Genomic DNA, 26,198 nt, shown 5'->3' on the forward strand with positions numbered 1-26,198 from the left:
AGGCTACTCGCCTGCGACGATGTCGATCTTCCACCCGGTGAGCTTGGCCGCCAGGCGGGCGTTCTGCCCTTCCTTGCCGATGGCCAGGGACAGCTGGTCGATGGGGACGACGGCACGGGATTCCTGCGCGGCGGCGTCGAGGATCTCGACGCTCTTGGCCTTGGCCGGGGACAGCGCGTGGGCGATGAACTTCGCCGGGTCGTCGGAGTAGTCGACGATGTCGATCTTCTCCTGGCCGAGTTCGTTCATCACCGCCCGCACACGTGAGCCGAGCTCGCCGATGCACGATCCCTTCGCGTTGACTCCCGGCTTCGTGGCGCGCACGGCGAGTTTCGTCCGGTGGCCGGCCTCGCGGGCCAGAGACACGATCTCGACGGTGCCGTCGGCGATCTCCGGGGCCTCATGGGCGAAGAGTCGGCGCACGAGGTTCGGATGGGTGCGGGAGACGGTGACCGAGGTGCCCTTCGTGCCCTTGTGCACATCGGCGATGTAGACGCGCAGTCTGGTGCCGTGGGCGTAGGTCTCGCCGGGGACCTGTTCGTGCGGCGGCAGCACCGCCTCGACGTCGCCGATGTCGACCTGAATCATCTGCGGGTCCCGGCCCTGCTGGATGATGCCCGAGACGATCTCGCCCTCGCGTCCCTTGAACGTGCCGAGCAGGGTCTCGTCCTCGACATCGCGCAACCGCTGGTGGATGACCTGTCGGGCGGTCTGGGCGGCGATGCGGCCGAAGCCGGTGGGGGTGTCGTCGAATTCGCCGATCGGGTTGTCGTCGTTGTCGAACTCCACGGCCAGGATGCGCACCTCGCCGGTGGACTTGTCGAGTTCGGCGCGGGCGTCGGGCCAGGCTCCTTCGGTCTTCTGGTAGGCGAGGAAGAGCGCCTGTTCGATGAGTTCGATGAGGGTTTCCAGTGGAATCTCACGCTCTCGTTCGATCACGCGCAGAACATTGAGGTCGATGTCCATGTCTAAATCCTCTCTCGCTCAACCGAGCATTGAATTGTCTGTGTTCACTTATGCAGGCGTAACAGTCTATCCCAGTCCGCGCCCGCACTCTGTCCGTGCTGGGGCCATCTCACTGCCGTCCGAGCGTGAGGTTCGCCTCAGCGGAACTTCAGTTCCACCTGAGCCTTGCGGATCTCACCGAGGTCGACCGTCTTCGATTCCTTGCGCTGGGGGTCCGTGCCCGTGATCGAGCTCTCCCCCACCTCGGCGAGGTCGAGCTTGAAGGTGTCCTTCTTCGTCGTGATCTCCAGACGCCGGCCGATGACGCGTCGGAAGTGGCGTGGGGTCTCGAGCTTCCGGGTGGCGCCAGGGCTCGTGACCTCGAGCTGGTAGGGCTTGTCCCGGAAGATCTCGACCTCGTCGAGGGCGTCGCCGACGATCTTCGTCGATTCGGCGATCTTCTCCATCGACATCGGATCGGTGCTCGATTCGTCGAGGTCGACGACGACGGTGAGCGTGCGCCGCGGACCGGCCGCGACCGCCTTGACGGTCTCGAGGTGGAATCCCGCCTCCTGCAGGGGCGGGGCGAGCAGGCCCTTGATCCGCTCGACGTCTTCGTCCATGTCTCCTCCATATCCTTGTGCGTCCCCGTCGCCGAGGCGGGGCGAGGGGGCCGGCGTACCGTGCACGTGTGCGACCGCCGTGTTCTCACCCACCCTAAGCGACAGCCGCCGTCGAGGTTAAGCCTTCGTCCCGGTTCGGGTGTCGATCGGGTCTCCCCCGCCCGTGACGAGGCATCCGATAGGATTGCCGTATGCGTTTTCCCGTCAGTCGCCGCGGCCTGTTGACTGCCGGCGTCGGCGGGCTGAGCGTGGGTCTGCTCACCGCCTGCGGTCTGCGACTCGATCAGGACCCGGAGATCCCCACGCTGGATGCGACCCAGCAGCTGCGCAACCGTCTGGCCCGCATCCTCGACTCCGCCTCCCCCGGCACAGGGGATCCCGAAACCGCTGGTGAGGACCTCGCCGCTTTCGCTGCGGCGGTCGGACCGGTGTGGAATCCGCCGACAGAGTTCGCCACCGAGGCACCCCCGACCGAGGATGAACGGACCTTCGTCGAAGCCGCCGAGGTGGCCTCCCGCGCCGTCTTCGAGGCCTCGGCGTCCCTGGGATCGGGTCTCATTCCCGTCCTGGCCGATGTGGCCACAGGGCTGGCCCTGGTGGCCGGGGCGAAGAAGCCGGAGATCATCACCACCGCCGCCGAACTCATCCGTGCCGGGCGTGAGGAGCTCGACGGCTCGGACCGCGGCGCTGAGTCGACGGCGTCGCCCAGCGCCGCCGGCAAGGCCGACGCGGATGCCGGAGCGAATGACTCCGGAAGCGAGGAGACCGCGGGGCAGGCAGACATGTACAACGCGATCCTCAACCAGTCCCGGGCGGCCGCGTACGGCTATGAGCGGCTCGCCGTGAACTTCGGCTCGAAGTCACGCGAACGCACGGCTGCGCTGGCTCGGCTCGAATCCCTGGGTGCTCTGTCCGGGGAGATGCTCGAACGCCTCGGTGAGCACACGGCCGATCCGGCCGCCTCGGCGTGGAAGCTCGACCCCACCCCGACGGACGCGGACTCCGCGAAGGACCTCGCGCTCTCCCTCGAGGACGGCATCGCGTCGGCACTTCTGCCCTGGTTGGAGGCGGACGCCTCGGCGATTCTGCGGCTGTGGGAATCGGCCCGGACCCGATCGGTCTTCGCCGACCCGCAGCCGCTGCGATTCACCTATGACGAACCCGGGCAGGCGGAGGTGCAGAAGTGAAGGTTCCACCGGTTCTCTACCGTGCGACGCGCGAGATCATCGGCGAATACCGCACCGATTCGTGGGTTGCGGCGCTCGACTATATGGCCAATGAGCTCCTCGACCGGTGGAAGCTGCGCTTCGACGATGTGCCCGGCGCCCCATGGGCCGGCTGCGAGTCCTTGGTGATTCCGGTGCTCACGCAGGAGAACTATCAGGGGGTGCTGCGGTTCGCGGCTCCCACCTCGGCGCACACGGCAGCGCATGCGCAGGTGCTGCGCGCGTTGAAGATGTGGAACGGGCACGGGGCCGTGCGGGTCATTCGGGATGATCGCAGCTTCCGGGTCACTCTGCAGGAGCGGCTGCGCACGAAGGACAATCTCTCCGTGCTGCCCCTGGCCGATGTGCCACCGATCTGGGGTGCCCTGCAACGGTCCCTGGAGATTCCGGCGACCTCGGAGTTCCTGCGCGTCCAGGATGTCGTGGCCGGGTGGCTGAACTCGTTCGATGCCGATGCCGCGCTGCTGACCGGGTGGTCGGAGGCGGGTCCGCACGATTCCCTGCTGTTGTCGTTCGCCCGCAGCTGGATGCAGACCCTGGCCTCGTCGGATGAGAACTGGCTCATCCATGCCGATCTGCACTACTACAACATTCTCGCCGGCAACCCCGACCCGACGGGCATTTCGACATGGAAGGCCATCGATCCGCAGCCCTTGGCCGGTCCGACCGCGTACACCTTGGCCCCGATCCTGTGGAACCGTCTGGCCGAGATCCCCTCGGACCATCCGCAGGCGCAGGCGGCGTGGCTGCGCGGCTTCGCCACGGACCTGGCGCTGTGTGCCGGGGTCGATCCGCAGTACGGGATGGGCGCGACCGTGGCTCGTGAGATCACGAACATGTTCTGGTACCTGCGCGCAGCCTCCGGTGGGTCGAATTCGAGCCTGGCCGATGCGGCTCGTTCCCTGTGGGTGGCCCGCGCCCTGTCCGGCGCCGATGTCGCCGGAGTCAACGCTCACGCCCTCAAACCCATCGGCTGACCCCACTTGCTACCTGACGGGGGCCCAGCAACCTCGCGCGAGGTTGCTGGGCCCCCGTCAGGTAGTAATCAGTGGATGAGGGTGGCGATGACGTCGAAGCCGAGCTTGAGGATCAGCACGGAGACGACGATGACGAAGATGACACGGACGAACCCGGAGCCCCTCGCCAGCGCGGTGCGGGCACCGAAGATTCCACCGGTGACGTTGCCGATGGCCACGACCACGCCCAGCAGCCAGACGACCTGACCGTCGGGGATGAAGTAGACGAGCGCTCCGAAGTTCGTTGCCCAGTTGATGACCTTCGCCGTCGCCGAGGCCTGCAGAAACGAGAATCCGATGATCGAGACGAAGGCGATGACGAGGAACGATCCCGTGCCCGGTCCGAGCACCCCGTCGTAGATGCCGATGACGAACCCGATCAGCCACGACAGCGCGTGGTGGCGTTTCGACGTTTCCCCGAACCGCAGGGTGGCGTCGGCCCCGAGGCTCGGGTTGAGCACCGTGAAGATCCCGACCCCGATGAGCGCGACCAGGATGATCGGGGTGAACGCCTCAGCCGGCACCAAGGTCGCGAGCTTCGCCCCGAGCACGGCGCCTAAGAACGCCGAGGCCGCGGCCGGGATCGTCGCCGACCGGTCCGGGGTGATCGTGCGCAGATAGGTGATCGCCGAGGCGGTCGTGCCCGCAATCGACCCGACCTTGTTCGTCGCAACCGCTTGGACGGGGCTCATCCCCGGCACGAGCAGCAGCGCGGGCAGCTGGATCAGTCCGCCCCCGCCGACGACGGCATCGATCCAGCCGGCCAGGACTCCCGCGGCGAGCAGCCACAGGACTATCGTCCAGGTGACGTCGATGCCTCCGGCGAGGGCGTCGAACACCGAGGCGGCTCAGGCGTTCCGGTCGGCGCTGACCGCCGCATCGGCTGCGGCTGCGGCCTTCGCGTACGCCTCACGCACCCGTGCCACGGTGGCGGGGACCACCTCGGCGACGGGCTGATCGGACTTCTCCCCGGCCAGACGGTCACGCACCTCGACGACGCCGTCGGCCAGTCCGCGGCCGGCGACGATGACGGTGGGGATGCCGATGAGCTCGGCATCGGCGAACTTGAACCCGGGCGAGACCTTGTTGCGGTCATCGAGCAGGACGCTGACACCGTCGGCTTCGAGTTCGGTCGTCATCTTCTCGGCGGCTGCGGCGATCTCCTCGCCCTTGCCGGCGACGATGATGTGCACATCGGCCGGGGCCAGATGCTGCGGCCACAGGAGTCCGTCCTCGGAATGGTACTCCTCGGCGATGCAGGCCATGACACGGGTGACGCCGAGGCCGTAGGAACCCATGGTCACGGTGGTCGCCTTGCCGTTCTGGTCGAGCACCTTGAGGTCGAGGGATTCGGAGTACTTGCGGCCGAGCTTGAAGATCTGACCGATCTCGACACCCCGGGCCAGTTCCAGCGGACCGGAGCCGTCCGGTGCCGGATCGCCGAGGACGACCTGGGCGGCTTCGATGGTGCCGTCGGCGGTGAAGTCGCGTCCGGCGACGAGGTCGAAGACGTGACGGCCGGGCTCATTGGCGCCGGTGATCCAGCGGGTGCCATCGACGACGCGAGGGTCGAGGAGGTAGCGGATCTTCGAGGGCGATTCGATGCCGAGCACCGGGGCATCGAGGGAGTTGCCGGGTCCGATGTAGCCCTTGACGAGCTCCGGGTGGGCGGCGAGATCCTCAGGCGTCGCGGCTTCGAGGTCGACCTCACCGTCGCCGAGCATTCCGGTGCCGGCGGCCCGGTCGAGGTCGACTTCGCGGTCACCGGGCAGGCCGATGACGATGATCTCGCGGGTGCCGTCGGGGTGGGTGACGGCGCAGACGACGTTCTTCAGCGTGTCTGCGGCCGTCCATTCGCGATCGGAGCGCGGGTGCGAGGCGTTCGCCGCGGCCACGAGGGTCTCGATCGTCGGGGTGTCCGGGGTGTCTTCGACATGGGCGGCCGGCGACTGCGAGTAGGGAATCGCCTCGGGCACGATCGAGGTCACGGCCTCGACGTTCGCGGCATATCCGCCGGGCGACTTCACGAACGTGTCCTCGCCAACCTCGGAGGGGTAGATGAATTCTTCTGTTCCGGAGCCGCCCATGGCACCCGGGGTCGCCTTGACCGGCAGGCACGGCAGGCCGAGGCGGGCGAAGGCCCGCAGATAGGCCACCCGCATGGCCTCGTAGGAGGCGTCGAGTCCGGCGTCGTCGATGTCGAAGGAGTAGGCGTCCTTCATGATGAACTCGCGCCCGCGCAGCAGTCCTGCCCGAGGGCGAGCCTCGTCGCGGTATTTCGTCTGGATCTGGTAGATCGACAGCGGCAGGTCTTTGTAAGAGGAGTACAGATCCTTGACCAGGAGGGTGAAGACCTCCTCATGGGTGGGGGCGAGGATGTAGTCATTCTCGCGGCGGTCCTTGAGATGGAAGAGGTCAGGTCCGAAGGCCTCCCAACGGCCGGACTTCTTGTACGGATCGGCGGGCAGAAGACCCGGGAAGTGGACCTCCTGGGAGCCGGCGAGCGCCATCTCTTCGCGCACGATGGCCTCGATCTTGCCCAGCACGGCCAGGCCCAACGGCAGCCACGTGTAGATTCCCGGTGCCGACCTGCGGATGTATCCGGCACGGTGCAGCAGTTTGTGGCTGGCCACCTCGGCGCCGACCGGGTCCTCCTTCTGGGTTCGCACGAACAGGGACGACATGCGCAGGGCCATGGGTAAATCTCCTCAACTTGTCAAGACTCAGATCGAACACTATCGCACGCGGGCGAGCCGGAGGGAATCCGAGCGGGTGCGGATTCGTCACCTGCGGGAAGAGAATTAGACTGGGGACTGCAGCACCGAAGCCCGGCATCGGGCGGGGCCATCCTGTCCCCCGCCCGGTCCCCGCTGAGAAGACGAGTCCGAACGATACGAAGAGCATGCCTGATCCCAGCCAACTCACGCAGTTCCCGCGGCCCTCGGTCGCGGTCGACACCGCGGTCCTCTGCCCCGTGCCCGGCCGTGGCCTGCATGTTCTCATGACCCATCCCGGGGACGGAGTGTGGCAGCTGCCCGGGTCGATCCTGCGTCCGCAGGAACGCCTCGCCGAGGCGGTCGCCCGCTGTCTGCGCGAGAAGGCCCGGTTGGTCGACCGCGCCCCCGTCCAGTTGCACGTGTTCGACCAGCCCGACCGTGATGATCGCGGCTGGGTGATCTCCGTGGCCCATCTCGACGTACTCTCCGCCTCCGATGTCGGACTCGCCGAGGAGGGCGATCCCACCGAGGCGGCCGTGCCGGATGCTGCGACCGAGGGAGCCCAGACGTCCCCCACCGAGGCAGCCCTCCCCGAGGCTGCCGACCCTGAGTCTGCGGAGTCGGATTCCGATCACCCGGACTCCCCCGTCCACAGCCGGAAGCTCGTGCCCGTCCACGATGTCGGTGAGCTCAGTGCCGAACATCAGGAGATCGTGCGCGTGGCCGTGCACCGCCTGCGGGCCTTTCACGAGCGCACCCCGGATCCCTTCGGGCTGCTGGAGCAGGAGTTCTCGCTGCGGCAGCTGCGCGAACTCCATGAGATCGTCGCCGGGGAGAGCCTGCAGGCCGATACGTTCCGTCGCACCATGCTGCCTCTGCTCGATCCCACCGGGGAGGCCGTCAGCCAGGGACGAGGTCGTCCGGCGCAGACATTCACCCGGCGTTCGGCTCTGGCGCTGCGCGCCGACACCCGGATCCAGGCGCCCGATGGGGCCGATGCGGGCGTGCACTCATCGGGCACGCACACTGCCGATACCCGCCCTGCCGGCCCGAATTCTCCGGACGGTCATCGCTGATGACCGAGATCAACCGGGATGCGGCCAAGCACATGCGCGTCGACGTGTGGCTGTGGACGACGCGGATGTTCAAGACCCGCAACCTCGCCACTCAGGCGTGTCGTGGCGGGCATGTGCAGGTCGACGGTCAGCGGGTCAAGGCCGCGCAGAAAGTGACGATCGGCCAAGAGGTGCGGGTGCGCAAGGCCGGGTCCGAGTTCATCTGGAGGATCACCGGGTTCATCCCCACCCGGATGCAGGCCAGTGTGGCCGTACAGTGCTATGAGGACCTCACTCCCCCGCCCGATCCCGCGCTGCGCGGCTTCGTGCCCCGACGCGACAAAGGGCTGGGGCGTCCGACGAAGAAGGACCGCCGGGAGATGGAGAAGTTCCTCGGCGATCTGGCCAAGCCCCGGTCGCGCAACCGCCGCGACTGATTCGCCGAGAGCTCACGTTGCCGCCGACCGCTCACCGCAGAACGCCCCCTGCCCGCCGAGAGCTCACGTTGCCGCCGACCGCTCACCGCATAACGTGATACAGCGACGGCAACTCGAGCGGTCGGTGAGATCTTCCAATACCTGAACGTCCGAGCGCTCAGTACATGACGGTGGCGAAGGTGCCGACCTGTTCGAAGCCGACGCGGGCGTACATGCGCAGCGCCGTCTCGTTGTAGTCATTGGCATACAGGCTCACCGTGGAATGGCCTTTGTCGCGGGTGCGCTGGACGACCGCGGCCATGCCCGCAGCCCCGAGCCCCTGATTGCGCGCTGCGGGATGGACCCATACCCCTTGGACCTGGACGATGCGGCGAGCGCGGATGCCGATATCGGCCTTGAACAGCACCTGTTCGTCCTGCTCCCTCGCCGGCCACCTCGGCACCGCGCCTCCTTGGGGCAGGCTCGCAGAGATCCGGGCATAGCAGTTCTTGCCGCGGATGATCCCGCGCACTCGCGACAGGTACCCGGCGGTGCCGTCCTCGATCGGTGAGAATCCGACCTCTTTGGTGAACATGTCCACACTGGCGGGAAACACCGCACCCAGGTCGTCGAGGGTCACCCGATGCACATGCTCGTCGGGGGTGACCTGCGGGTCGGAACTGATGGCCAGCAGAGGCTGCCGTTCGCGCACTCCCCGCGGACGCCCCCAATTGAGTCGCTGCTGGAGGTCGAGGATGACCGACCGGTTGCCGATGAGCGAGCAGGACACACGACCGTCGGCATTGAGCTTGCGGGCAAGCACTTCGTTCGTCGCCGGAGTCGCCGCGACCGGGATGATGTTGCCGCCCACCCAGTAGGCGGCGACGGGCCGGTCACCGTCGAAGATTCCGTACAGTGTGCCGGCAGGAGAGCCCAGACGGGCGGTACCTGTGACTTCGAGCAGGGAGATGAGGTAGACGTTCTCACAGGGAATGCGCGCAAGCAGGTCCGTCAGCCACCGGGTGTGCTGATGTTCCAGTCGTGCGATCCTCAGCGCCATGTGCCCCTGAACTCTTTCTCAGCCGTCAGCATGGGCCGATGAGTGGACCATGTATCTGTTCGTCCTCACAAGGTATCGCACCTACCCGACGGTGACTTCAGGCGGCCCCGACGCAGCACCGGATGGCTGCCCCGCGGCCTCCTCGGCGATGCGGTTGGCCTCGTGGATGAGGGTCTCGACGATCTCGGATTCGGGCACGGTTCGGATGACCTCACCCTTGACGAAGATCTGCCCTTTGCCGTTGCCGCTGGCCACACCGAGGTCGGCGTCTCGGGCCTCACCGGGGCCGTTGACCACGCAGCCCATGACGGCCACCCGCAGCGGCACCTCCATGCCTTCGAGTCCGGCGGTGACGCGTTCGGCGAGCGTGTACACGTCGACCTGCGCACGCCCACAGGACGGACAGGAGACGATCTCGAGCTTCCGGGGCCGCAGGTTGAGGGATTCGAGGATCTGGTTGCCGACCTTGACCTCCTCGGCCGGAGGAGCCGACAGGGAGACGCGGATGGTGTCCCCGATCCCCTCGGCCAGCAGGTGACCGAAGGCGGTGGCGGATTTGATCGTGCCCTGGAAGGCCGGCCCCGCCTCGGTGACGCCGAGGTGCAACGGCCAATCGCCGCGCTCGGCGAGCAGTTCGTAGGCGCGGACCATGATCACAGGGTCGTGGTGTTTGACGGAGATCTTGAAGTCATAGAATCCGTGTTCTTCGAACAGGGACGCCTCCCACAAGGCGGATTCCACGAGCGCTTCGGGCGTGGCCTTGCCGTATCTGTCCATCAGCCGTTTGTCGAGGGAGCCGGCGTTGACGCCGATGCGGATGGACACACCCGCCTCGGCGGCGGCCTTCGAGATCTCCTTGACTTGGTCGTCGAACTTGCGGATGTTGCCGGGGTTGACGCGCACTCCCGCACAGCCGGCGTCGATGGCGGCGAAGACGTATTTGGGTTGGAAGTGGATGTCGGCGATGACGGGGATCTGGGATTTGCCGGCGATGATCGGCAGGGCTGCGGCGTCGTCGGCGGTCGGGCAGGCCACGCGCACGATATCGCAGCCGGCGGCGGTGAGTTCGGCGATCTGCTGCAGGGTGCCGTTGATGTCCGTCGTCTGCGTCGTCGTCATCGACTGCACGCTCACCGGGGATTCGGACCCCACCCCCACTTTTCCGACGTTGATCTGCCTCGTCTTCCTCCGCGGAGCGAGCACGGGAGGCGGTGGCGCGGGCATTCCGAGATTGACCGATGTCACGAAGGATCCCTTCAGTCAGGCTGGTGACCAGCCACAATGTCCGAGCCGGCGCCGATGCGGGACCCGGATTGTGCGAACCATCACCATTGTAGGACCTCGCACAGACACAGGGCTGTCCGTCCGCAGGGCGCAATCGGCAATCGCCTTCGTGTCACCGGCTGACGGTAGTGTGAAGGTGACCTGCCATCGGCACGAAGGAGCAGCCCTGTGAGCACACCCGGATTCGTCGAACCCGATGTCGAGGCGATGTCTGCGGCTCTCGATGCCGCAGCACAGCAGCTCGACGACCAGGGTGGATCCCTGGCATGGGGAGTCTTTCGCCGAGGCGACCCTGCCCGAACCGTCAACGCCGACGTTCCGTACCGGATCGCTTCGATGACGAAGTCCTTCACCGCCGCGGCCATCGGGGTCCTCGCCGCCGACGCGCTCGACCTCGACGCTCCCTTCTCTGCCCTGCTCCCCGAAATGGCCGGTACGGCCATTGCCGACCGCACCTGCCGGCAGGCCCTGACGATGAGCACCGGTTTCACCAAGGACGACCCGTGGGCCGACAGGATGGAGGCGATGACTCCGGCCGAGCTCACCGACTGGCTGCACCGCGGCGCCATCGCCTGCGCCCCAGCCGACACCGGCTATGAGTATTCGAACCTCGGCTATGCGCTTCTCGGCATGGTCGCCGAGGCGGTCACGGGCAGACCGTTCACCGAACTCGTGGCCGCGGAGATCGTCGGACCCCTGACGCTGACGCGCACGGGTTTCGACCACACCGACTTCCCGGACCTGGCGCCCGGTCACCGAGTCGATCTGGGCGGTGGCCTCCACTCGGCCGAACTCACCGGGCCCGGGGTCTTCTCCCCCATCGGCGGGATCATCTCCACCGTGAACGACATCGGCACATGGATGGGCGCGCATCTCGACGCCCTCGAACGCATTGACTCCTACGCTCCCGGGTCCCTGTCACGGATACTGACCGACGACCAGCAGCCACGACGGACCATGGAGATCCAGACGAGCGACCATCACGCGGAGTCGCTCAGCTACGGGCACGGGCTCGAGACTCGACTGGACACGCGCTTCGGCCGAGTCGTCTGCCATTCCGGCGGCTACCCCGGGTACGGCTCACATATGCGCTGGTTCCCCGACCTGGGGCTGAGCCTCGTCGTCCTCGGCAACACCACGTACTATCCGGCGCAGCGTGTGGTCCAAGATGCGCTCGACCTCGGGTGGGCGGCGGCCACGGGGCAACAGGGCATACGGCTGGAACGGCGGACCACCTCGGCGCCGGTGCCCTGCTACTCTGCGGGCCGAGCCCAGATCGACACCGTGATGACCGCGGCCAACCTCGTCAATGACTTCGACGACACCGTCGCCGAGGAGATCTTCGGGGTGAACGTGGACCTCGACGAACCCCGTGACGAGCGGCGGGAGAGCTTCGCCCGGTGGCGGGCGGAGAAGCAGCTCGACCGTCCCTTCGCCGAGGCGGACCTCGAGATGGTCTCCCCACTGCGCGGAGTGGTCACGGTGCCGGGCACAGCCGAGGCGAAGTCCACGATCACGGTCGGGCTCAATCACCTCGGCGAGGTCCAGGCGATCACCCTCAGTTCCTGAGTTCGACAGCCCGCGCCGGCCCGGCCCGGCCTACCCGCCGGAGTTGAAGATCGCGTCGAGGGTGATGGGTTTGACGAGGTCGACGTAGACGAGCAGCGCCGTCATGCACAGCATCAGTCCGATGCACACGTATGTCAGCGGCAGCAGCTTCGCGGTGTCGAAGGGGCCGACCAGCCCGCGTCCGCGCCACCGGTTGATGCGGCGGCGCGCACCTTCGTAGAGGCCCACGGCGATGTGTCCGCCGTCGAGGGGCAGCAGCGGGATCATGTTGAACGCGAAGAGGAAGATGTTGAGTGAGCCGAGCATGCCCAGCCCCATCTGCGCCTTGTCGACGACGTCGATCTGGTCGGTCGACACGATCTCGCCGGCGATGCGGCCGACGCCGACCATGCCGACGAGTCCCTCGGCATCGCGGTCCTTCGTGCCGACGGCCACCTCGCCGATGTCGACGAGTTTGACCGGCAGCGTCAGGATCGCGTGGAAGACTCCTGAGACCTGGTCCCACACGGCGCCGGGGAACTCATCGAGCGGCAGTGACTGACGTTCCTGCACCGGTCCGACGCCGAAGAATCCCTGTGTCTCGGTCTGCGGGGTCCCGTCCGGGTTGAGCACGGCCTTGCCCGCGTCGTCGACCTTCGGCCGTTCGGTGGCGATGATCGGCACCGTCACCGTCTGGGCCTGACCGTCGCGGATGAAGTCGACGTCGACGCGTTCGCCGGCATGGTCCTTGATGACCGAGGACAGCTGATCCCAGTCCTTCGTCTCGACGCCGGCGATCGCGGTGATCTCGTCCCCCGGTTTGATCCCGGCTTCCCACGCGGGAGTGAGCTGATCGTCGTCACGGCAGGTGTTCTGTTCCGAGGCAGGACGCTGCTGCGCCTCGGAGGCGGGCACCGCACATTCGACGACGGTCTGGACGGTCGTCGTCAGAGTGATCACACCGATGCCCAGCAGCGAGATCGCCATGATGAGGATGCCCAGGACGAGGTTGACCAAGGGACCCGAGAACATGACGACGAGCCGTTTGGGCACGCTGAGCGCATAGAACGTCCGGCGCTCCTCCCCCGGCTCGATCTCCTGATTCGAGAACTCCCGGGCATCGGCCATCGTATCTTCGAACAGCCGCCCCTTCCGTTTCTTCCGGTCCCGACGCAGCGGTGCGGCGTCGCCGTCTTCCGTCCCTCCGCCGAGCCGGCCCGACGTTTCGTTGTCCGTTGAGTCCGGCGCCCCGTCCGGTTCGCCGAGGCGGCCCGCCGTTCCGTCGACCCCGCCGTCGACCCCGCCGTCGACGACGATGCCGGCGGCACCGCCTTTCCGTCCAGCGGCGGCTGTCTCATGGCGGGACTTCGTGGCCTCTTCCGGCGGGTACATTCCCGGCATCGCGATGAACCCGCCGAGGGGGAAGGCTTTGATGCCGTATTCGGTCTCACCGCGGCGGAAGGAAAACAGGGTCGGTCCGAAGCCGACCATATAGTGCGTGACTTTGACTCCGAACTTCTTCGCCGGAGTGAGGTGGCCGAGTTCGTGCAGCGCAATCGAGATCGAGATGCCGATGAGGAACAGGATGATCCCGACGATGTAGAGCACAACGGTCATCGGCGGCCCCCGTTCTGTTCGGCGACGTCGGCGCGAGCGAAGTCCCTGGCCCACCCGTCGGCGGCCAGCACGGTCTCCACCGTGTGTTCGGCCGCAGGTTCGTGGGCGGCCAGGGCTCGGGCCAGACCTTTATCGATTCCGGTGAAGGCGATGTCACCGGCGATGAACGCTGCGACGAGTTCCTCATTGGCGGCGTTGAGCACCGCGGGGTAGCTGCGCCCCTTCTTACCGGCGTCGATGGCCAGGCCGAGCGCGGGAAAGGTGAGATGGTTGACCGGTTCGAACGACCAGTGCATGGGCTGACCCCAATTGTGCGGGACGGCTCCCGAGGTCAGTCGCTTCGTCGTTCCGTCGTCCTGGGTGCCCAGAGCATAGGAGATCGGCAGGCGCATATCCGGTGGGGAGATCTGCGCGATCGTCGAGGCATCGGTGAACTCGACCATCGAATGGATCTGCGACTGCGGATGGACGACGACTTCGATGTGGTCGAAGTCGATGTCGAAGAGCAGGTGGGCTTCGATGACTTCGAGGCCCTTGTTGACCAGGGTCGCCGAGTTGATGGTGATCATCGCCCCCATCGACCATGTGGGGTGGTTGAGCGCCTGGGCGGGGGTGACCCGACGCAGGGCATCGCGGGTCATTCCGCGGAACGGTCCGCCCGAAGCGGTGATGATGAGTTTGCTGACTTCACCGTGCGTGCCGGCGCGCAGCGCCTGGGCGATGGCGGAATGCTCACTGTCGACCGGCACCAGCCGCGCCCCGGAGGCACGAGCGGCGTCGAGGACGATGGACCCGCCGATGATGAGGGATTCCTTGTTCGCCAGGGCCACATCCGTGCCGCGTTCGAGGGCGGCCAGGGTCGCGCCGAGACCGGCGGCACCGGTGATCGCGTTGAGGACCATGTCCGCGGCCAAACGTGCGACCGCCTCGGCGGCGTCGTCACCGAGGTGGATGGCGTCGACGGGATCGGTGATCCCCCGCTCGGCAGCCAACTCGGTCAGTCGCGCACGCACCTCGGTCTCGCCGCCGGCAGGAGGAGTGGTGAGCCCGATGACGGGAACGTGGAAATCGAGGGCCTGCTCGAGCAGAAGGTCGAGCTGGGAACCGGCGGCCAAGCCGACGATCGCGTGCTCGTCGCGGTGTTCGGCAAGGACGTCAAGGGCCTGGGTGCCGACCGAACCGGTTGAGCCGACTACAATGAAACCACGTTTACTCACGCCAACCGATGATGCCAAAGTTCTCTGGGAAATGACTCGACACGTTCGTGTGTGTCGCTTCGATCTCCGCCCAGGGAGCCGCGGAGATCTTGTGGTTCGGATGCGTCGGTTGTCCACCGCGCTCCGGTGAAACAGTGAGTGAGAAGAATCAATGGCGAAAGAGATGGATATGAGCACAACGCTGAGCCCTGACGACATTCTTGGACTGGATTCGGTCTTCGAACCCGATGACCTCGAATTCGCATCGATCGTGAAGAAGTGGCTGGACGAGAACGTCCGGGAGAAGATCGGCGACTACTTCCTCGACGCCACCATCCCCGCTCGCGAACTGGCCGAAGGACTCGGCGAGCTCGGTCTGCTCGGCATGCACCTCGACGGCTACGGCTGCGGCGGTTCGACGGCGACTCAGTACGGACTGGCCTGCCGGGAGCTCGAAGCCGTCGACTCCGGTCTGCGGTCGCTCGTGTCCGTGCAGGGATCGCTGGCCATGTTCGCCATCCACCATTGGGGATCGGAGGCGCAGAAGGAAGAATGGCTGCCGAAGATGGCCGCCGGCAAGGCCATCGGCTGCTTCGGTCTGACCGAACCCGATGTCGGCTCCGACCCGTCGGGGATGAAGACGACCGCGAAGAAGGACGGATCCGACTGGATCCTCAACGGCGCGAAGATGTGGATCACGAACTCCCCGGTCTCCGACGTCATGGTCGTGTGGGCCAAGACCGAGGAGGTCGATGGCTTGGGTAAGAACGTCGTCCGCGGCTTCGTCGTCCCCTCGAACACCGAGGGTGTGCAGACCCCGGAGATCCACCGCAAGATCTCGCTGCGCGCATCCATCACGGGTGAGATCGTCCTCGACAACGTCCGTCTGCCCGAGGACGCGATGCTGCCGAAGGCCAAGGGACTCAAGGGACCCCTGTCCTGCCTGTCCGAGGCTCGCTACGGAATCGTCTTCGGTGTCACCGGCGCGGCCCGTGATGCCCTGCTCTCGGCGCTGGAGTACACCGGGACCCGTGTGCAGTTCGATCGTCCGCTGGCCTCGTTCCAGATCACGCAGCAGAAGTTGGCGAAGGCTTTCGGCCAGTATTCGCAGATCACTCTGCTCGCCGCGCATCTGGGCAAGCTCAAGGACTCAGAGAAGGGTGTCCGTCCAGAGCAGATCAGCCTGGGCAAGATGGTCAATGTCGATACCGCGATGAATGTCTGCCGTGACCTGCGCGCCCTGTTCGGCGGGTCGGGCATCACAAGCGAATACCCGCCGTTGCGTCACGCGGTCAACCTCGAGACCGTGCTCACCTACGAAGGCACCCATGAGGTGCATCAGCTGACCCTGGGTCGGACGATGACCGGGATCAACGCCTTCGCGAACTGAGCCGCAGCTCCAGGGGCGGGCCGGGGTACCGGCTGCACCCACCCACCGACTGGCTCAAAGTGCCCGCGCCCGGCCCTAATGCACTGCACGGACACTTTGAGCCAGTCGGTACGCAGCCGGCCGTTGTCAGTTCCAGTGGCCCCGGCGCAGTTCGAGGACGGCCGTGTGGTCATCCTCGCCGAGGTGGCTCCGGGCTGCCAGCCCCCGCTCGGTGGCGAACCCGGTGGCCTCTGCGACCTGACCTCGCCCGAGCTCGATGAGCAGCACACCGTCCGGGCCCAGCCAGTCGAGTGACTCCGTGATGAGTCGGCGCACGAGGTCGAGTCCGTCGTGTCCGCCGAACAGAGCGGTGCTCGGCTCGAAGTCGAGGGCCTCATGGGGCAGAAAATCGGCCGCAGTTTCAGGAACGTAGGGCGGGACCGCCGCGATCACCGAGATCAACTGGTGCAGTGAGTCGGGCAGTCCGTGCAGGCAGTCGAGGACATGCCCCGTCACGGTGGTGCCGGCCTCCAGTGCCGGCACTGATTCGCCTGCCCGGCCGAACTCCCCCGTGTGAACACAGCTTTCGGCATTCCCCACCGCACAACCCACAGCCTCCGCCTGCGCATCACCGAGGTGAATATCGACCCCCGGCACCGACGCGGCCACCGCCGAGGCGACCGGTCCGACCCCGCAGAACGCTTCGAGCACAACAGGTCGCATTGCCGCGACGCCGGCTTCTGCTTCTGCCCCGTTCTTTCGTGAGTTGGTCTCCGGCCTGTTCCCTCGTGAGTCCACCATCCGCTGAACCGCGGACACCGCGTGCGTCGCGAGCAGAGCGGTCCGCTGCCGCGGCACGAACACTCCGGGCTCAACGTTCAATCGCAAGCCCGCAAAATCGACCCAACCGACGATCTGCTCGAGGGGTTCGCCGGCAACGCGACGAGCCACCAGCTCACCGAGTCTCGGCGCAGCATGAGCGCCAGCAGACCCGTCGCCAGCAGACCCGTCGACAGCGGGCCCGTCGACCGTGGGCGAGTCGACAGCAGACGCGGTCGCTGTCTCGAGGAGGATCGCCGCTTCGTCTTCGGCGAAGACACAGCCGGCCGCGCGCAGGGCAGCCACCGTCTCAGCCGAACGCAGATCAGCAGGCCGCGGGTCCGCAGGCCGCGGGTCCGCAGAGGCCGGATCGTCGACACCATCATCGGTGTCGAAGCCCCCAGACGTCCGGGGCTCAGGAAGCAGAGAGGACCTCGGTGCGGTACCAGTCGAGGCTCGAACTCGCCTCAAGATCACCGTCGTCGGTGAGCACCAGCGTGCGCTGCGGGTCGAGCGGCACCACGGCGGCGAATTCGACGCGGGAGTCGCGCATCGCCTGGTCGAGGTTCGCGGTTTCAGACCCGATCGTGACTCCGACGCCTTCGAAGCGCGACCGGGTGACCCGCACGGAGGCACGCCCCGGTTCGATCGGTGTGTCTTCGATGGCGTGGAGAACCACCAGGTCTGAAGCAGAGTCAGACGCAGCCCCTGCCCGCAGATCCACGACGAGCCCGATCCGGGCGGCGGCAAGAACACCGAGCGCCCGCGCCAGCGGCGGGACATCCTCGGCGAAGGTGAACCGGGCTCCGGATTCGGGAACGACACCCATGGCGCGCAGCACTCCGGCGAGCTTCGAACTGCGGTCGAGCACCTCGGCGCGGTCGAGCTCGACCGGAACGGACAGGGCCTTGATCAGGCGGGGATCGGTGACTTCACGACCGTCGACCAGCGGTTTCTCCGGTGCCGGACCGGTCAGCACGACGTCCTCGGCCCGGCCCATGGCGATCGGGAAGTCGAGGAGTTCGTACACCGGGTTGAGCGTGCCGGGATCGGTCGCGGTCGGAACCGCGAAGTAGTGGAAATCAGTCAACGGAGGCCATCACTTCGACGACACGGTCGATGAACGCATCGACCTGGTCCTCGTTGTACGCCTTCTTGCCTTTCGCGGTCTTGAACAGCACGCGGCGGACCTGGTCGACGCTCATCGCCACGCCCTGCGTGAAGTACGAATTGACCTTGTCGCACATGTCGTCGACCTGGGTGATGTCGTAGCCGATGACTCCGGGAGGCGGGTTGTCGAAGCGCTCCCCGGGCTCACGGACCAGGCGTCCCCGCAGGGACGCGGCCACACGGGTGAGTTCGGAGACCCAGGCGTCCTGACCGGACTGCGCGATGAGGCGGTCGCGGGCCTGCTTGGCGAATGCGTCTTCGAGACGATCGAGCGCGGCATCGACGACGGCGACGTGATAGCCCTTGCGGACGAGGTCGAAGCCGACCGTGCGCACCGCCCGGGAGTCGAGGTCGCCGGGTTGCGGCGTCGGCCGTTCGAAGGACTCACGTGCACGTTTGAAGAAGCTGTCGACCTGCTTGGGGTCGTATCCGTTCTTCCATCCGGACATTCGAGGGAAAGTCGTGTCCGCCATGTCTCCTCCAGAAGCGAGTGGCTGTGGTGTTTCCACCATGATAGATGGAAGCCGCAGAAATTGCGTGGCCGCGGTCGGCGGGTGCCGATCCGAGCATCGATCAGTCGGCTGCGGCGAGCTGTCCGCAGGCGCCGTCGATATCGGAGCCGCGGGTATCGCGGATCGTCGTCGGAATGCCCTGATCGATGAGGCGGTGGACGAATTCGTCGGCGACGTCCGGTTCGGAGGCAGTCCACACCGACCCCGGGGTCGGGTTGAGCGGGATCGGGTTGACGTGGACCCAGCCGCGTCCGCGGGCGTTGAGTTTCTTCGCCAGCAGTTCGGCACGCCAGGCGTGATCGTTCATGTCCTTGATGAGCGCGTATTCGATGCTCACCCGGCGTCCGGTCACCTGGTAGTAGTTATAGGCGGCGTCGATGGCCTCGTCGGCCTTCCACCGTGTGTTGACCGGGATCATCTCATCGCGCAGCTCGTCATCGGGGGCGTGCAGGCTGAGTGCGAAGGTGACGGGGATGTCCTCGGCGGCGAGTTTGTTGATGCCGGGCACGAGCCCGACCGTGGAGATCGTGATCCGCCTGGCCGACATGCCCAGCCCTTCGGGGCTCGGTCCGACGAACCGGCGAACCGCGTTCATCACGCGCTTGTAGTTGGCCAGGGGTTCGCCCATGCCCATGAACACGATGTTCGAGACCCGTTCGGGTCCCTTCGCCGAGGCGGCCGTCGCCTCCGGGTCGAACGCGGACTCCCCCGCCGCATCGTCATCGTCGGCTTCCGCACCGAGCGCGGTCTCGCCGGCACCGGGCATATCCGACGTCGGAGCCTCGGAGAGCTCACCGGCGGCGATGACCTGGTTGGCCCGTACGACCTGCTCGACGATCTCGGCCGTGGACATGTTCCTGGTCAGGCCCTGCTGGCCGGTGGCGCAGAACGGGCAGTTCATTCCGCAGCCGCACTGGCTGGACACGCACAGGGTGACACGGTTGCGGTAGCGCATGAGCACGGATTCGACGAGAGCGCCGTCGAAGAGCCGCCACAGGAATTTGATGGTGTCGCCGTTCTCGGTGCGCAGGCGGCGCACCTCGGTGAGCAGGTGCGGGAAGAACCGTTCCTGGATCTCTGCCCGCTTGTCCTTGGGCAGGTCCGTCATCGCCTCGGTGTCGGTGACGTAGTGGCTGAAGTAGTGGGTGGAGATCTGCTTGGCCCGGAAGGCGGGCAGCCCCATCTCTGTGACCGCGGCGATGCGTTCATCCATCGTCATATCGGCCAGATGCTGAGGCGGCTGCTTGACCCGTGCGGACTTGAAGTTGAGAAGGGGACGGCCATCGCGCATCGGGGTCTTCGATGTCGTGCCGTCGGCATGTTCGACGACGGGCCTGGTCTGCCTTCTGCCTGCTTGAGAACTCACACGGCCATTGTCTCATGTTCGCCGCGCGCCTGTCGTGTGCGAGCCGCCACGTCGGGCGGTCGGCTCGGAACGCTCGGTTCGCGCGGTGTCGATCAGCCGCCATGTCGGGAGGGGCCGAACCCAGCGGGCCGGAGGACGCTTGCACGATCAGCCGCCTCGGCGATCAGCTCAGAGGTAGCCGGGCAGGACCGAGAAGAGGACGAGCGCGACGGGGGCTGTCGGCAGGATCGAGTCGAGGCGGTCCATCACACCGCCGTGGCCGGGCAGCAGGGTGCCCATGTCCTTGAGTTCGAGGTCGCGCTTGATCATCGATTCGCTGAAGTCGCCGAGGGTGGCGAACGCGGGAATCACCGCGCCGATGACCAGCCCGGTCCAGAACGGAGCGCCGACGACCGTGATCGCCAGGACCGTCGCGACCGCTGCGGCGAAGACCGTGGAGCCGAGGTAGCCCTCCCAGGACTTCTTCGGAGAGATCCGCGGGGCGATGGGGTGTCTGCCCCACAGCACGCCGAAGACGTAGCCGCCGGTGTCGGAGGCGACGACGGAGGCGAGGAAGATGATGACGTAGAAGTTGCCGTCCGGCTGGGTGAGGATGTAGACGATGAAGCAGGCCATGAGGCCGACGTAGGTGAGAGCGAAGAGGGAGAGCGAGACGTCTTTGACTGCATTCTTCCGGCGCTCGACCATCGTGAAGAGCATGACTGCTCCGGCGCTGGCGGCGAAGGTGACCCAGAGTGCTTCACGGCCGCCGATGAAGGTGGCGACGACCATGCAGGCGGCCGACACCATGGTGGGTACGCGCGAGACCAGGGAGCCGGACCGTGACAGCGCGTTCGCCAGCTCCCACATGGCGGCGACGATGCCGACGAGGACGATGAAGAGGAAGGAGATCGGCAGGAAGATCAGGGACGCGAGAACCACGCCGCCGATGAGCAGTCCCATGCCGATCGCGGCCGGCAGGTTCCGTCCGGCCCGGCCGTAGTCCTTCGCTTCCGGTTCGGCTTCGGCGGCAGCCGCCTCGGCGGTGGGATTCGACTCCGGATCGTCGGGCGAATACGGCTTGTCCGAATTGCGCAGGTCTCGACGTTTGGGGAAAGGGGTCTCAACCCGCGCGGCCTCGCCTGACTGATCCGGCTCCCCGGGGGGAGCCGGATCAGTCGCGGGGCTGTCGGACCCAGTCACGGCGATCATCAGACCTCGAGCAGCTCAGCTTCCTTCTGCGCAAGCAGCTTGTCGACGTTGTCCACCTTGCTCTTCGTCAGATCGTCGAGCTCGGAGATGCTGCGAGTGACCTCGTCCTCTCCGGCCTCGCCGTCCTTCTTGATGCGTTCGAGCGCCTCCTTGGCGTGACGGCGGATGTTGCGGATGGAGACCTTGCCGTCTTCGGCCTTGCCCTTGACGATCTTGACGTACTCCTTGCGGCGTTCCTCGGTGAGGTCCGGGAGGACGACGCGGATGACGTTGCCGTCGTTGGCAGGGTTCGCGCCGATGTCGGAGTTGCGCAGTGCGGTCTCGATATCGGTCAGCGTGCCCTTGTCGTAGGGGGTCACGAGGATCGTGCGAGCCTCGGGCGTCTGGAACGAGGCGAGCTGCTGCAGCGGCGTCGGTGCACCGTAGTAGTCGATCTCGATATCGGCGAACAGTGCGGGATTGGCGCGGCCGGTGCGGATCGACGCGAAGTCCTCCTGCGTGAATTCGACGGCCTTGTCCATCTTCTCTCTGGCTTCGGCCAGTGTCTCTTCAATCACGGTTGCCTCTTTCCATCTCTTAAAGCTTTGGGTTCATTCTATGGGTCAACACTGAAAAATGCCGCACCGCACGATCACAGGAATGTTCTCACCTGCGTTGATGCCAGTCGGCCTGCCGCCTCGATCGGGGCGTGCGTCAGTGGACGACCGTGCCGATCTTCTCACCGATGATGGCTTTGCGCAGGTTGGCCTCGCCTTCCATCCCGAAGACGTGCATCGGCAGCTTGTTGTCCATGCACAGGCTGAAGGCGGTCGCGTCGACGACCTTGAGACCGCGCTGCAGGGCGTCCTGGTAGCTGATCTCGGCGATCTTCTCGGCGTTCGGGTCGACCTTGGGGTCGGCCGTGTAGACGCCGTCGACACCGTTCTTGGCGATGAGGACCTCATCGGCGTGCACCTCGAGTGCACGCTGAGCGGCGACGGTGTCGGTGGAGAAGTACGGGAGTCCGGCGCCGGCGCCGAAGATGACGACGCGGTTCTTCTCCATGTGCCGCATGGCGCGGCGGGGAATATAGGATTCGGCGACCTGCGACATCGGGATCGCGGTCTGCACGCGGGTGTCGACGCCCGCCTGTTCGAGGAAGTCCTGCAGGGCCAGACAGTTCATCACGGTGCCGAGCATGCCCATGTAGTCGGCGCGGGTGCGGTCCATGCCGCGCTGTGAGAGTTCGGCTCCGCGGAAGAAGTTGCCGCCGCCGACGACGATGCTGACCTCGACATCCTCGGTGGTGGGTGCGACCTCGCGGGCAACTGCGGCCACGACGTCGGGATCGACGCCGATCTTGCCGCCGCCGAAGACCTCGCCGGAGAGCTTGAGCAGAACGCGGCGGCGGTGCGTCCGGAGGGCTCGGCTGGCATAGCTGGATTCGTGAACAGGGGTGCTTGTCATGGAGTCCTTCTTCCGTGCGGGCAGGTCTGTACCCGGTGGGATCGTCACTGTGTGCGGGCGTCTGTCTTCGGGTGCCTGTGTTCGGGCGTCTGGGTCAGTCTAGCGAAAAACGGGGTCGGACCGATTGGTCCGACCCCGCTTCGCCGGTGAGTTCTCACTCACTCGATGAACCTGGGAAGCAGAGATCAGTCTGCTTCACGGTCAGTGGCGCATCAGGCTCCGACGCGGAAGCGCAGGAAGCCGGTGGCCTTGACGCCGGCAGCCTCGAGCACCTTGGCCACGGACTGCTTGGGATCCTTGGCGAATCCCTGGTCGAGCAGGCAGTTCTCCTTGAAGAAGCCGTTGACGCGACCCTCGATGATCTTCGGCAGAGCCTGTTCGGGCTTGCCTTCGTTCTTCGCGGTGTCTTCGGCGATGCGACGCTCGTTCTCGACGAGATCGGCGGGAACGTCTTCGCGGGAGAAGTACTTCGGAGCCATGGCGGCGATGTGCACGGCGACATCGTGTGCCACGGTCTCGTCGTCACCCTCGAATGCCAGCAGCACGCCGACCTGCGGGGGCAGGTCCTTGTTGGTGCGGTGCAGGTAGGAGGCGATCTTGGAGCCTTCGACGCGGCCCACGCGACGCAGTTCGACCTTCTCGCCCAGCGAGGCACCGGATTCGGTGATGAACTGGGAGACGGGCTTGCCGTCGGTCTCGGCGGCCAGCAGCGCTTCGGCCGAATCGGCCTTGTTCGCCACGGCCAGTTCGAGGACCTCTTCGGAGAGCTTGACGAACGGTTCGGACTTCGCCACGAAGTCGGTCTCCGAGTTGAGCTCGATCATGGTGCCGACTCCGCCTTCGACGGAGGTCGCGACCAGACCGTCGGAGGTCGAGCGGCCTTCGCGCTTGGTGGCGCCCTTGAGGCCCTTGATGCGCAGGGCCTCCATGGCCTTCGTCTGGTCGCCGTCGGCCTCGTCGAGAGCCTTCTTGACGTCCATCATTCCGGCGCCGGTCTTCTCGCGCAGTGCCTTGATATCAGCGGCAGTGTAGTTTGCCATTCTTTCTCCTCAGGATGGTGGAGTTAAACGAAATCAGGACTCGGTCGACTCGGTGGAGTCGGCAGCTTCAGCGGCAGGAGCAGCTTCAGCGTTCTCGGCGTCAGCCACGGGAGCAGCCTCAGCGGCGTCGGCAGCCGGAGCGGCAGCCTCGGCGGGCTTCTCTTCGGTCTTGCCTTCGAGGAGCTCGCGCTCCCATTCGGGCATGGGCTCGACGGCGGAGACGTTCTTCTCTCCGCTGGCGTCGTCCGAGGAGTGGCGGGCGATGAGGCCCTCGGCCACGGCGTCGGCGACCACGCGGGTCAGCAGCGAGACCGAGCGGATGGCGTCGTCGTTGCCCGGGATCGGGTAGTTGACGTCGTCCGGGTCGCAGTTGGTGTCGAGGATGCCGATGACCGGGATGCCCAGCTTCTTGGCTTCGTCGACCGCGAGGTGTTCCTTCTTGGTGTCGACGATCCAGACGGCCGACGGGGTGCGCTGCATGTCGCGGATGCCGCCGAGGGTCTTCTCGAGCTTGTCCTTCTCGCGACGCAGGATGAGCAGTTCCTTCTTGGTGTGCGAGGAACCTGCAACGTCGTCGAAGTCGATCTCTTCGAGTTCCTTCAGCCGGCGCAGACGCATCGAGATGGTCTGGAAGTTCGTGAGCATACCGCCGAGCCAACGCTGGTTGACGTAGGGCTGGCCCACGCGCTGAGCCTGCTCAGCGATGGATTCCTGGGCCTGCTTCTTGGTGCCGACGAAGAGGATCGAGCCGCCGTGGGCCACGGTCTCCTTGACGAACTCGAAGGCGTTGTCGATGTAGCCCAGCGACTTCTGCAGGTCGATGATGTAGATGCCGTTGCGTTCGGTGAAGATGAAGCGCTTCATCTTCGGGTTCCAACGACGGGTCTGGTGTCCAAAGTGTACGCCGCTGTCGAGCAGCTGGCGGATGGTGACGACGGCCATGCCGACGCCCTCCTTTCTGTGCACCCTCGGGGTGCTTTTACGTCACGCGCGCGTCGATCGTTCTCACAGCGAACCTTTAATGGTCCACGTCGATTCGATCGACAGGATGCGTCGATGACATTTTCGGTTGATTCCTGGTACCCGGTTCGTCCGCCCCACAGGCACACCTGACGGTTGCCTGCACCACGGGAAGGAGAAGAATTCGGATACGCGTAGTCAGAAGACACGCTTCTGCTGGTCTCAGTCTATCCCGTTTGGGCAAGTCATTTCCAATCACGATCGATCCCCCGCCGAGGCGGCCCACCGATCCGGATCATCGCATCGACTCGTGCGTCGACGGGTGTGGATCGCTCGGCGAGTCGAGCGCCGGAGCGCACGGTCCCGATCGTCGTGAGGAGCCGGATCACAGTGGTCTCGGTGCACTCGACCACCGCTTCCTGTGGACTGGCGTGCGACTCGAACGTCGGCGCCTTGTGGATGGACAAGGTCCGTCCACAGGGGTGATCCTCGCGGGTGACACGACCGTGCACGACGGGGTTGCATGCTCCCATGCCTCACATCGCGCTCGACCGCCTCCGCCAGCTGTTCCGCCTCCGGGCGAGACGCTCAAGCCTCGGCTCACCGCAGTCACTGCTTCTTGCCGTAATCGTCGCAGCGGCTCTTGTGCTCACGGGCACTCCCCCGGTGGCGAGCGCCGCCACAGGACCCGCCTCGATTTCTGCGCACAACGATCCGCACAGGAGTGCACCGACCAATTGGCTCACACCGGTGCCGGCGATGGAGATCATCACAGCCTTCGACCCTCCGGATCAGCCGTGGCTGACCGGCCATCGCGGAATCGACGTGCTCGCTGTCGTCGGCGAGCCGCTGCGGGCACCGACGGGAGGGACGATCCGCTTCGCCGGCACGGTCGCGGGGACTGCGACCGTCAGCATTCTCACCGATTCCGATCACGTTCTCACGTTCCAACCGGCCGAATCGTCGTTGGTCAAGGGTGAAGATTTCAAAGCTGGTGAGCAGATCGGCACGGTGGGCAGCGGTGGCCACTGTCAGCGTTCGTGCTTGCATATCGGAGCATGGCCGGCCGCGAGCGAGAAGAGGTACGTCGATCCGGGCAAGTTCTTCGGTCAGGAGAAGTCGGCGCTGCTGCCGCTGTCGCGGAAGCCTGCGAAAGAACCGAGAGGAGGTGGGGGTTCGACCGCCTCCGGTGCCGGAGCGTGGGGTGGTCACCGCAATGGGCGGATTCCCGCCTCGGCGATGTGTGCGTTGGAGTCGGCTCCCGGACAGATGCTGCGCTGCGATGCTCAAGCGGCTTTCGATCGGCTCTCGACAGCGTTCGAGGCTCGGTTCGGTGCCCCGATCTCGGTCACCGACGCCTACCGGGACTACGCCACGCAGGTGGTCCTCAAACGACGGAAGGGGCGGATGGCGGCGACTCCGGGAACGTCAAACCATGGGTGGGCACTGGCGGTCGACCTCGGCGGCGGGATCAATTCCTTCGGCACCGCACAGCATCAGTGGATGCGGGCGAATGCGCCGAAGTTCGGGTGGATCCATCCCGGCTGGGCACGGCAGACGGGATCGCTGCCCGAGCCCTGGCACTGGGAATTTCGGAAGTAGCACGCCGCAGTCGGACCGAC

24 protein-coding genes are annotated in these 26,198 nt (G+C 66.2%); 7 read left to right on the forward strand and 17 right to left on the reverse strand.

Translation table 11 applies throughout. The annotated features are described in order from the left end of the window. Positions 1-3 precede the first annotated feature (3 nt). Positions 4-966: a transcription termination factor NusA gene (nusA, locus tag CXR29_RS11450; RefSeq protein WP_101553688.1), complete on the reverse strand. Its 963-nt coding sequence runs from the start codon at positions 964-966 to the stop codon at positions 4-6. Between the two features lie 137 nt (positions 967-1,103). Continuing rightward, complete coding sequence (locus CXR29_RS11455; protein ID WP_101553687.1) at positions 1,104-1,568, reverse strand: ribosome maturation factor RimP; 465 nt, start codon at positions 1,566-1,568, stop codon at positions 1,104-1,106. 191 nt (positions 1,569-1,759) lie between these two features. On the opposite strand from CXR29_RS11455, the gene CXR29_RS11460 reads away from it, so the two are divergent. Both CXR29_RS11460 and CXR29_RS11465 read left to right on the forward strand, forming a co-directional pair. Further along, positions 1,760-2,755, forward strand: a complete 996-nt coding sequence (locus tag CXR29_RS11460) for a hypothetical protein (protein ID WP_101553686.1) — start codon at positions 1,760-1,762, stop codon at positions 2,753-2,755. Then, positions 2,752-3,771: an aminoglycoside phosphotransferase family protein gene (locus CXR29_RS11465; protein ID WP_127364587.1), complete on the forward strand. Its 1,020-nt coding sequence runs from the start codon at positions 2,752-2,754 to the stop codon at positions 3,769-3,771. Before CXR29_RS11460 ends, CXR29_RS11465 begins: the two co-directional genes overlap by 4 nt. A 68-nt stretch (positions 3,772-3,839) precedes the next feature. On the opposite strand, the gene CXR29_RS11470 is transcribed toward CXR29_RS11465, so the two are convergent. Both CXR29_RS11470 and CXR29_RS11475 read right to left on the reverse strand, forming a co-directional pair. Beyond that, complete coding sequence (locus CXR29_RS11470; protein ID WP_101553684.1) at positions 3,840-4,649, reverse strand: TSUP family transporter; 810 nt, start codon at positions 4,647-4,649, stop codon at positions 3,840-3,842. 9 nt (positions 4,650-4,658) lie between these two features. Beyond that, positions 4,659-6,506, reverse strand: coding sequence for a proline--tRNA ligase (locus tag CXR29_RS11475; protein WP_101553683.1), 1,848 nt, complete (start codon positions 6,504-6,506; stop codon positions 4,659-4,661). A gap of 206 nt (positions 6,507-6,712) precedes the next feature. On the opposite strand from CXR29_RS11475, the gene CXR29_RS11480 reads away from it, so the two are divergent. Together CXR29_RS11480 and CXR29_RS11485 are read left to right on the forward strand one after the other, a co-directional pair. Continuing rightward, positions 6,713-7,603 (forward strand): NUDIX hydrolase, encoded by an 891-nt coding sequence (locus tag CXR29_RS11480; protein ID WP_240811922.1) that lies wholly within the window; start codon positions 6,713-6,715, stop codon positions 7,601-7,603. Further along, on the forward strand, positions 7,603-8,019 hold the full coding sequence (locus CXR29_RS11485; protein WP_025777291.1) for an RNA-binding S4 domain-containing protein: 417 nt from the start codon (positions 7,603-7,605) through the stop codon (positions 8,017-8,019). Before CXR29_RS11480 ends, CXR29_RS11485 begins: the two co-directional genes overlap by 1 nt. 157 nt (positions 8,020-8,176) lie before the next feature. Here CXR29_RS11485 and CXR29_RS11490 read toward each other — a convergent pair whose 3' ends face one another. Both CXR29_RS11490 and ispG read right to left on the reverse strand, forming a co-directional pair. Further along, a complete protein-coding gene (locus tag CXR29_RS11490) occupies positions 8,177-9,058 on the reverse strand; it encodes a GNAT family N-acetyltransferase (RefSeq protein ID WP_127364588.1) in 882 nt (293 codons plus the stop codon). Positions 9,059-9,139: 81 nt separating this feature from the next. After that, the gene (ispG, locus tag CXR29_RS11495) at positions 9,140-10,303 is read right to left on the reverse strand and encodes a flavodoxin-dependent (E)-4-hydroxy-3-methylbut-2-enyl-diphosphate synthase (protein WP_127364589.1); all 1,164 of its coding nucleotides are present in this window, start codon (positions 10,301-10,303) and stop codon (positions 9,140-9,142) included. Between the two features lie 207 nt (positions 10,304-10,510). Between ispG and CXR29_RS11500 the strand changes: the two genes are divergently transcribed. Beyond that, entirely contained in the window at positions 10,511-11,911 is a 1,401-nt protein-coding gene (locus CXR29_RS11500; protein WP_127364590.1) for a serine hydrolase domain-containing protein, read from the forward strand. 30 nt (positions 11,912-11,941) lie between these two features. Here CXR29_RS11500 and CXR29_RS11505 read toward each other — a convergent pair whose 3' ends face one another. Together CXR29_RS11505 and dxr are read right to left on the reverse strand one after the other, a co-directional pair. Beyond that, positions 11,942-13,507, reverse strand: a complete 1,566-nt coding sequence (locus tag CXR29_RS11505) for a M50 family metallopeptidase (protein WP_127364591.1) — start codon at positions 13,505-13,507, stop codon at positions 11,942-11,944. Then, positions 13,504-14,724 carry a 1-deoxy-D-xylulose-5-phosphate reductoisomerase gene (gene dxr, locus CXR29_RS11510; protein WP_127364592.1) on the reverse strand — a complete coding sequence of 407 codons (1,221 nt, stop codon included), beginning with the start codon at positions 14,722-14,724 and terminating at the stop codon, positions 13,504-13,506. Before dxr ends, CXR29_RS11505 begins: the two co-directional genes overlap by 4 nt. Before the next feature lie 169 nt (positions 14,725-14,893). Here dxr and CXR29_RS11515 point away from each other — a divergent pair, with 169 nt between their 5' ends. Further along, positions 14,894-16,093 (forward strand): acyl-CoA dehydrogenase family protein, encoded by a 1,200-nt coding sequence (locus CXR29_RS11515; protein WP_025777297.1) that lies wholly within the window; start codon positions 14,894-14,896, stop codon positions 16,091-16,093. A 126-nt stretch (positions 16,094-16,219) separates the two neighbouring features. On the opposite strand, the gene CXR29_RS11520 is transcribed toward CXR29_RS11515, so the two are convergent. From CXR29_RS11520 to rpsB, 9 genes are all read right to left on the reverse strand, one after another. Then, positions 16,220-17,197 carry a N5-glutamine methyltransferase family protein gene (locus tag CXR29_RS11520; RefSeq protein ID WP_206516208.1) on the reverse strand — a complete coding sequence of 326 codons (978 nt, stop codon included), beginning with the start codon at positions 17,195-17,197 and terminating at the stop codon, positions 16,220-16,222. Between the two features lie 109 nt (positions 17,198-17,306). Beyond that, complete coding sequence (locus CXR29_RS11525; RefSeq protein ID WP_101553677.1) at positions 17,307-17,981, reverse strand: hypothetical protein; 675 nt, start codon at positions 17,979-17,981, stop codon at positions 17,307-17,309. Beyond that, entirely contained in the window at positions 17,974-18,534 is a 561-nt protein-coding gene (locus CXR29_RS11530) for a DivIVA domain-containing protein (RefSeq protein ID WP_025777300.1), read from the reverse strand. The genes CXR29_RS11525 and CXR29_RS11530 overlap by 8 nt, the downstream gene beginning before the upstream one ends. 100 nt (positions 18,535-18,634) lie before the next feature. Then, positions 18,635-19,864 carry a 23S rRNA (adenine(2503)-C(2))-methyltransferase RlmN gene (gene rlmN, locus CXR29_RS11535; protein WP_025777301.1) on the reverse strand — a complete coding sequence of 410 codons (1,230 nt, stop codon included), beginning with the start codon at positions 19,862-19,864 and terminating at the stop codon, positions 18,635-18,637. Between the two features lie 243 nt (positions 19,865-20,107). Further along, positions 20,108-21,130 (reverse strand): phosphatidate cytidylyltransferase, encoded by a 1,023-nt coding sequence (locus CXR29_RS11540; protein ID WP_127364593.1) that lies wholly within the window; start codon positions 21,128-21,130, stop codon positions 20,108-20,110. Then, positions 21,130-21,687, reverse strand: coding sequence for a ribosome recycling factor (gene frr, locus CXR29_RS11545; RefSeq protein ID WP_025777303.1), 558 nt, complete (start codon positions 21,685-21,687; stop codon positions 21,130-21,132). Before frr ends, CXR29_RS11540 begins: the two co-directional genes overlap by 1 nt. A 136-nt stretch (positions 21,688-21,823) precedes the next feature. Next, positions 21,824-22,576, reverse strand: a complete 753-nt coding sequence (gene pyrH / locus CXR29_RS11550) for a UMP kinase (RefSeq protein WP_025777304.1) — start codon at positions 22,574-22,576, stop codon at positions 21,824-21,826. 212 nt (positions 22,577-22,788) lie between these two features. Beyond that, a complete protein-coding gene (tsf, locus tag CXR29_RS11555; RefSeq protein WP_101553675.1) occupies positions 22,789-23,616 on the reverse strand; it encodes a translation elongation factor Ts in 828 nt (275 codons plus the stop codon). A gap of 33 nt (positions 23,617-23,649) precedes the next feature. Further along, positions 23,650-24,558, reverse strand: coding sequence for a 30S ribosomal protein S2 (gene rpsB, locus CXR29_RS11560; RefSeq protein ID WP_101553674.1), 909 nt, complete (start codon positions 24,556-24,558; stop codon positions 23,650-23,652). Positions 24,559-25,107: 549 nt separating this feature from the next. On the opposite strand from rpsB, the gene CXR29_RS11565 reads away from it, so the two are divergent. Then, positions 25,108-26,178: a D-alanyl-D-alanine carboxypeptidase family protein gene (locus CXR29_RS11565; RefSeq protein ID WP_101553672.1), complete on the forward strand. Its 1,071-nt coding sequence runs from the start codon at positions 25,108-25,110 to the stop codon at positions 26,176-26,178. Positions 26,179-26,198 lie beyond the last annotated feature (20 nt).

Origin of the sequence: Brevibacterium linens (genome assembly GCF_003999335.1) — a bacterium.
Taxonomy (GTDB): domain Bacteria; phylum Actinomycetota; class Actinomycetes; order Actinomycetales; family Brevibacteriaceae; genus Brevibacterium; species Brevibacterium linens.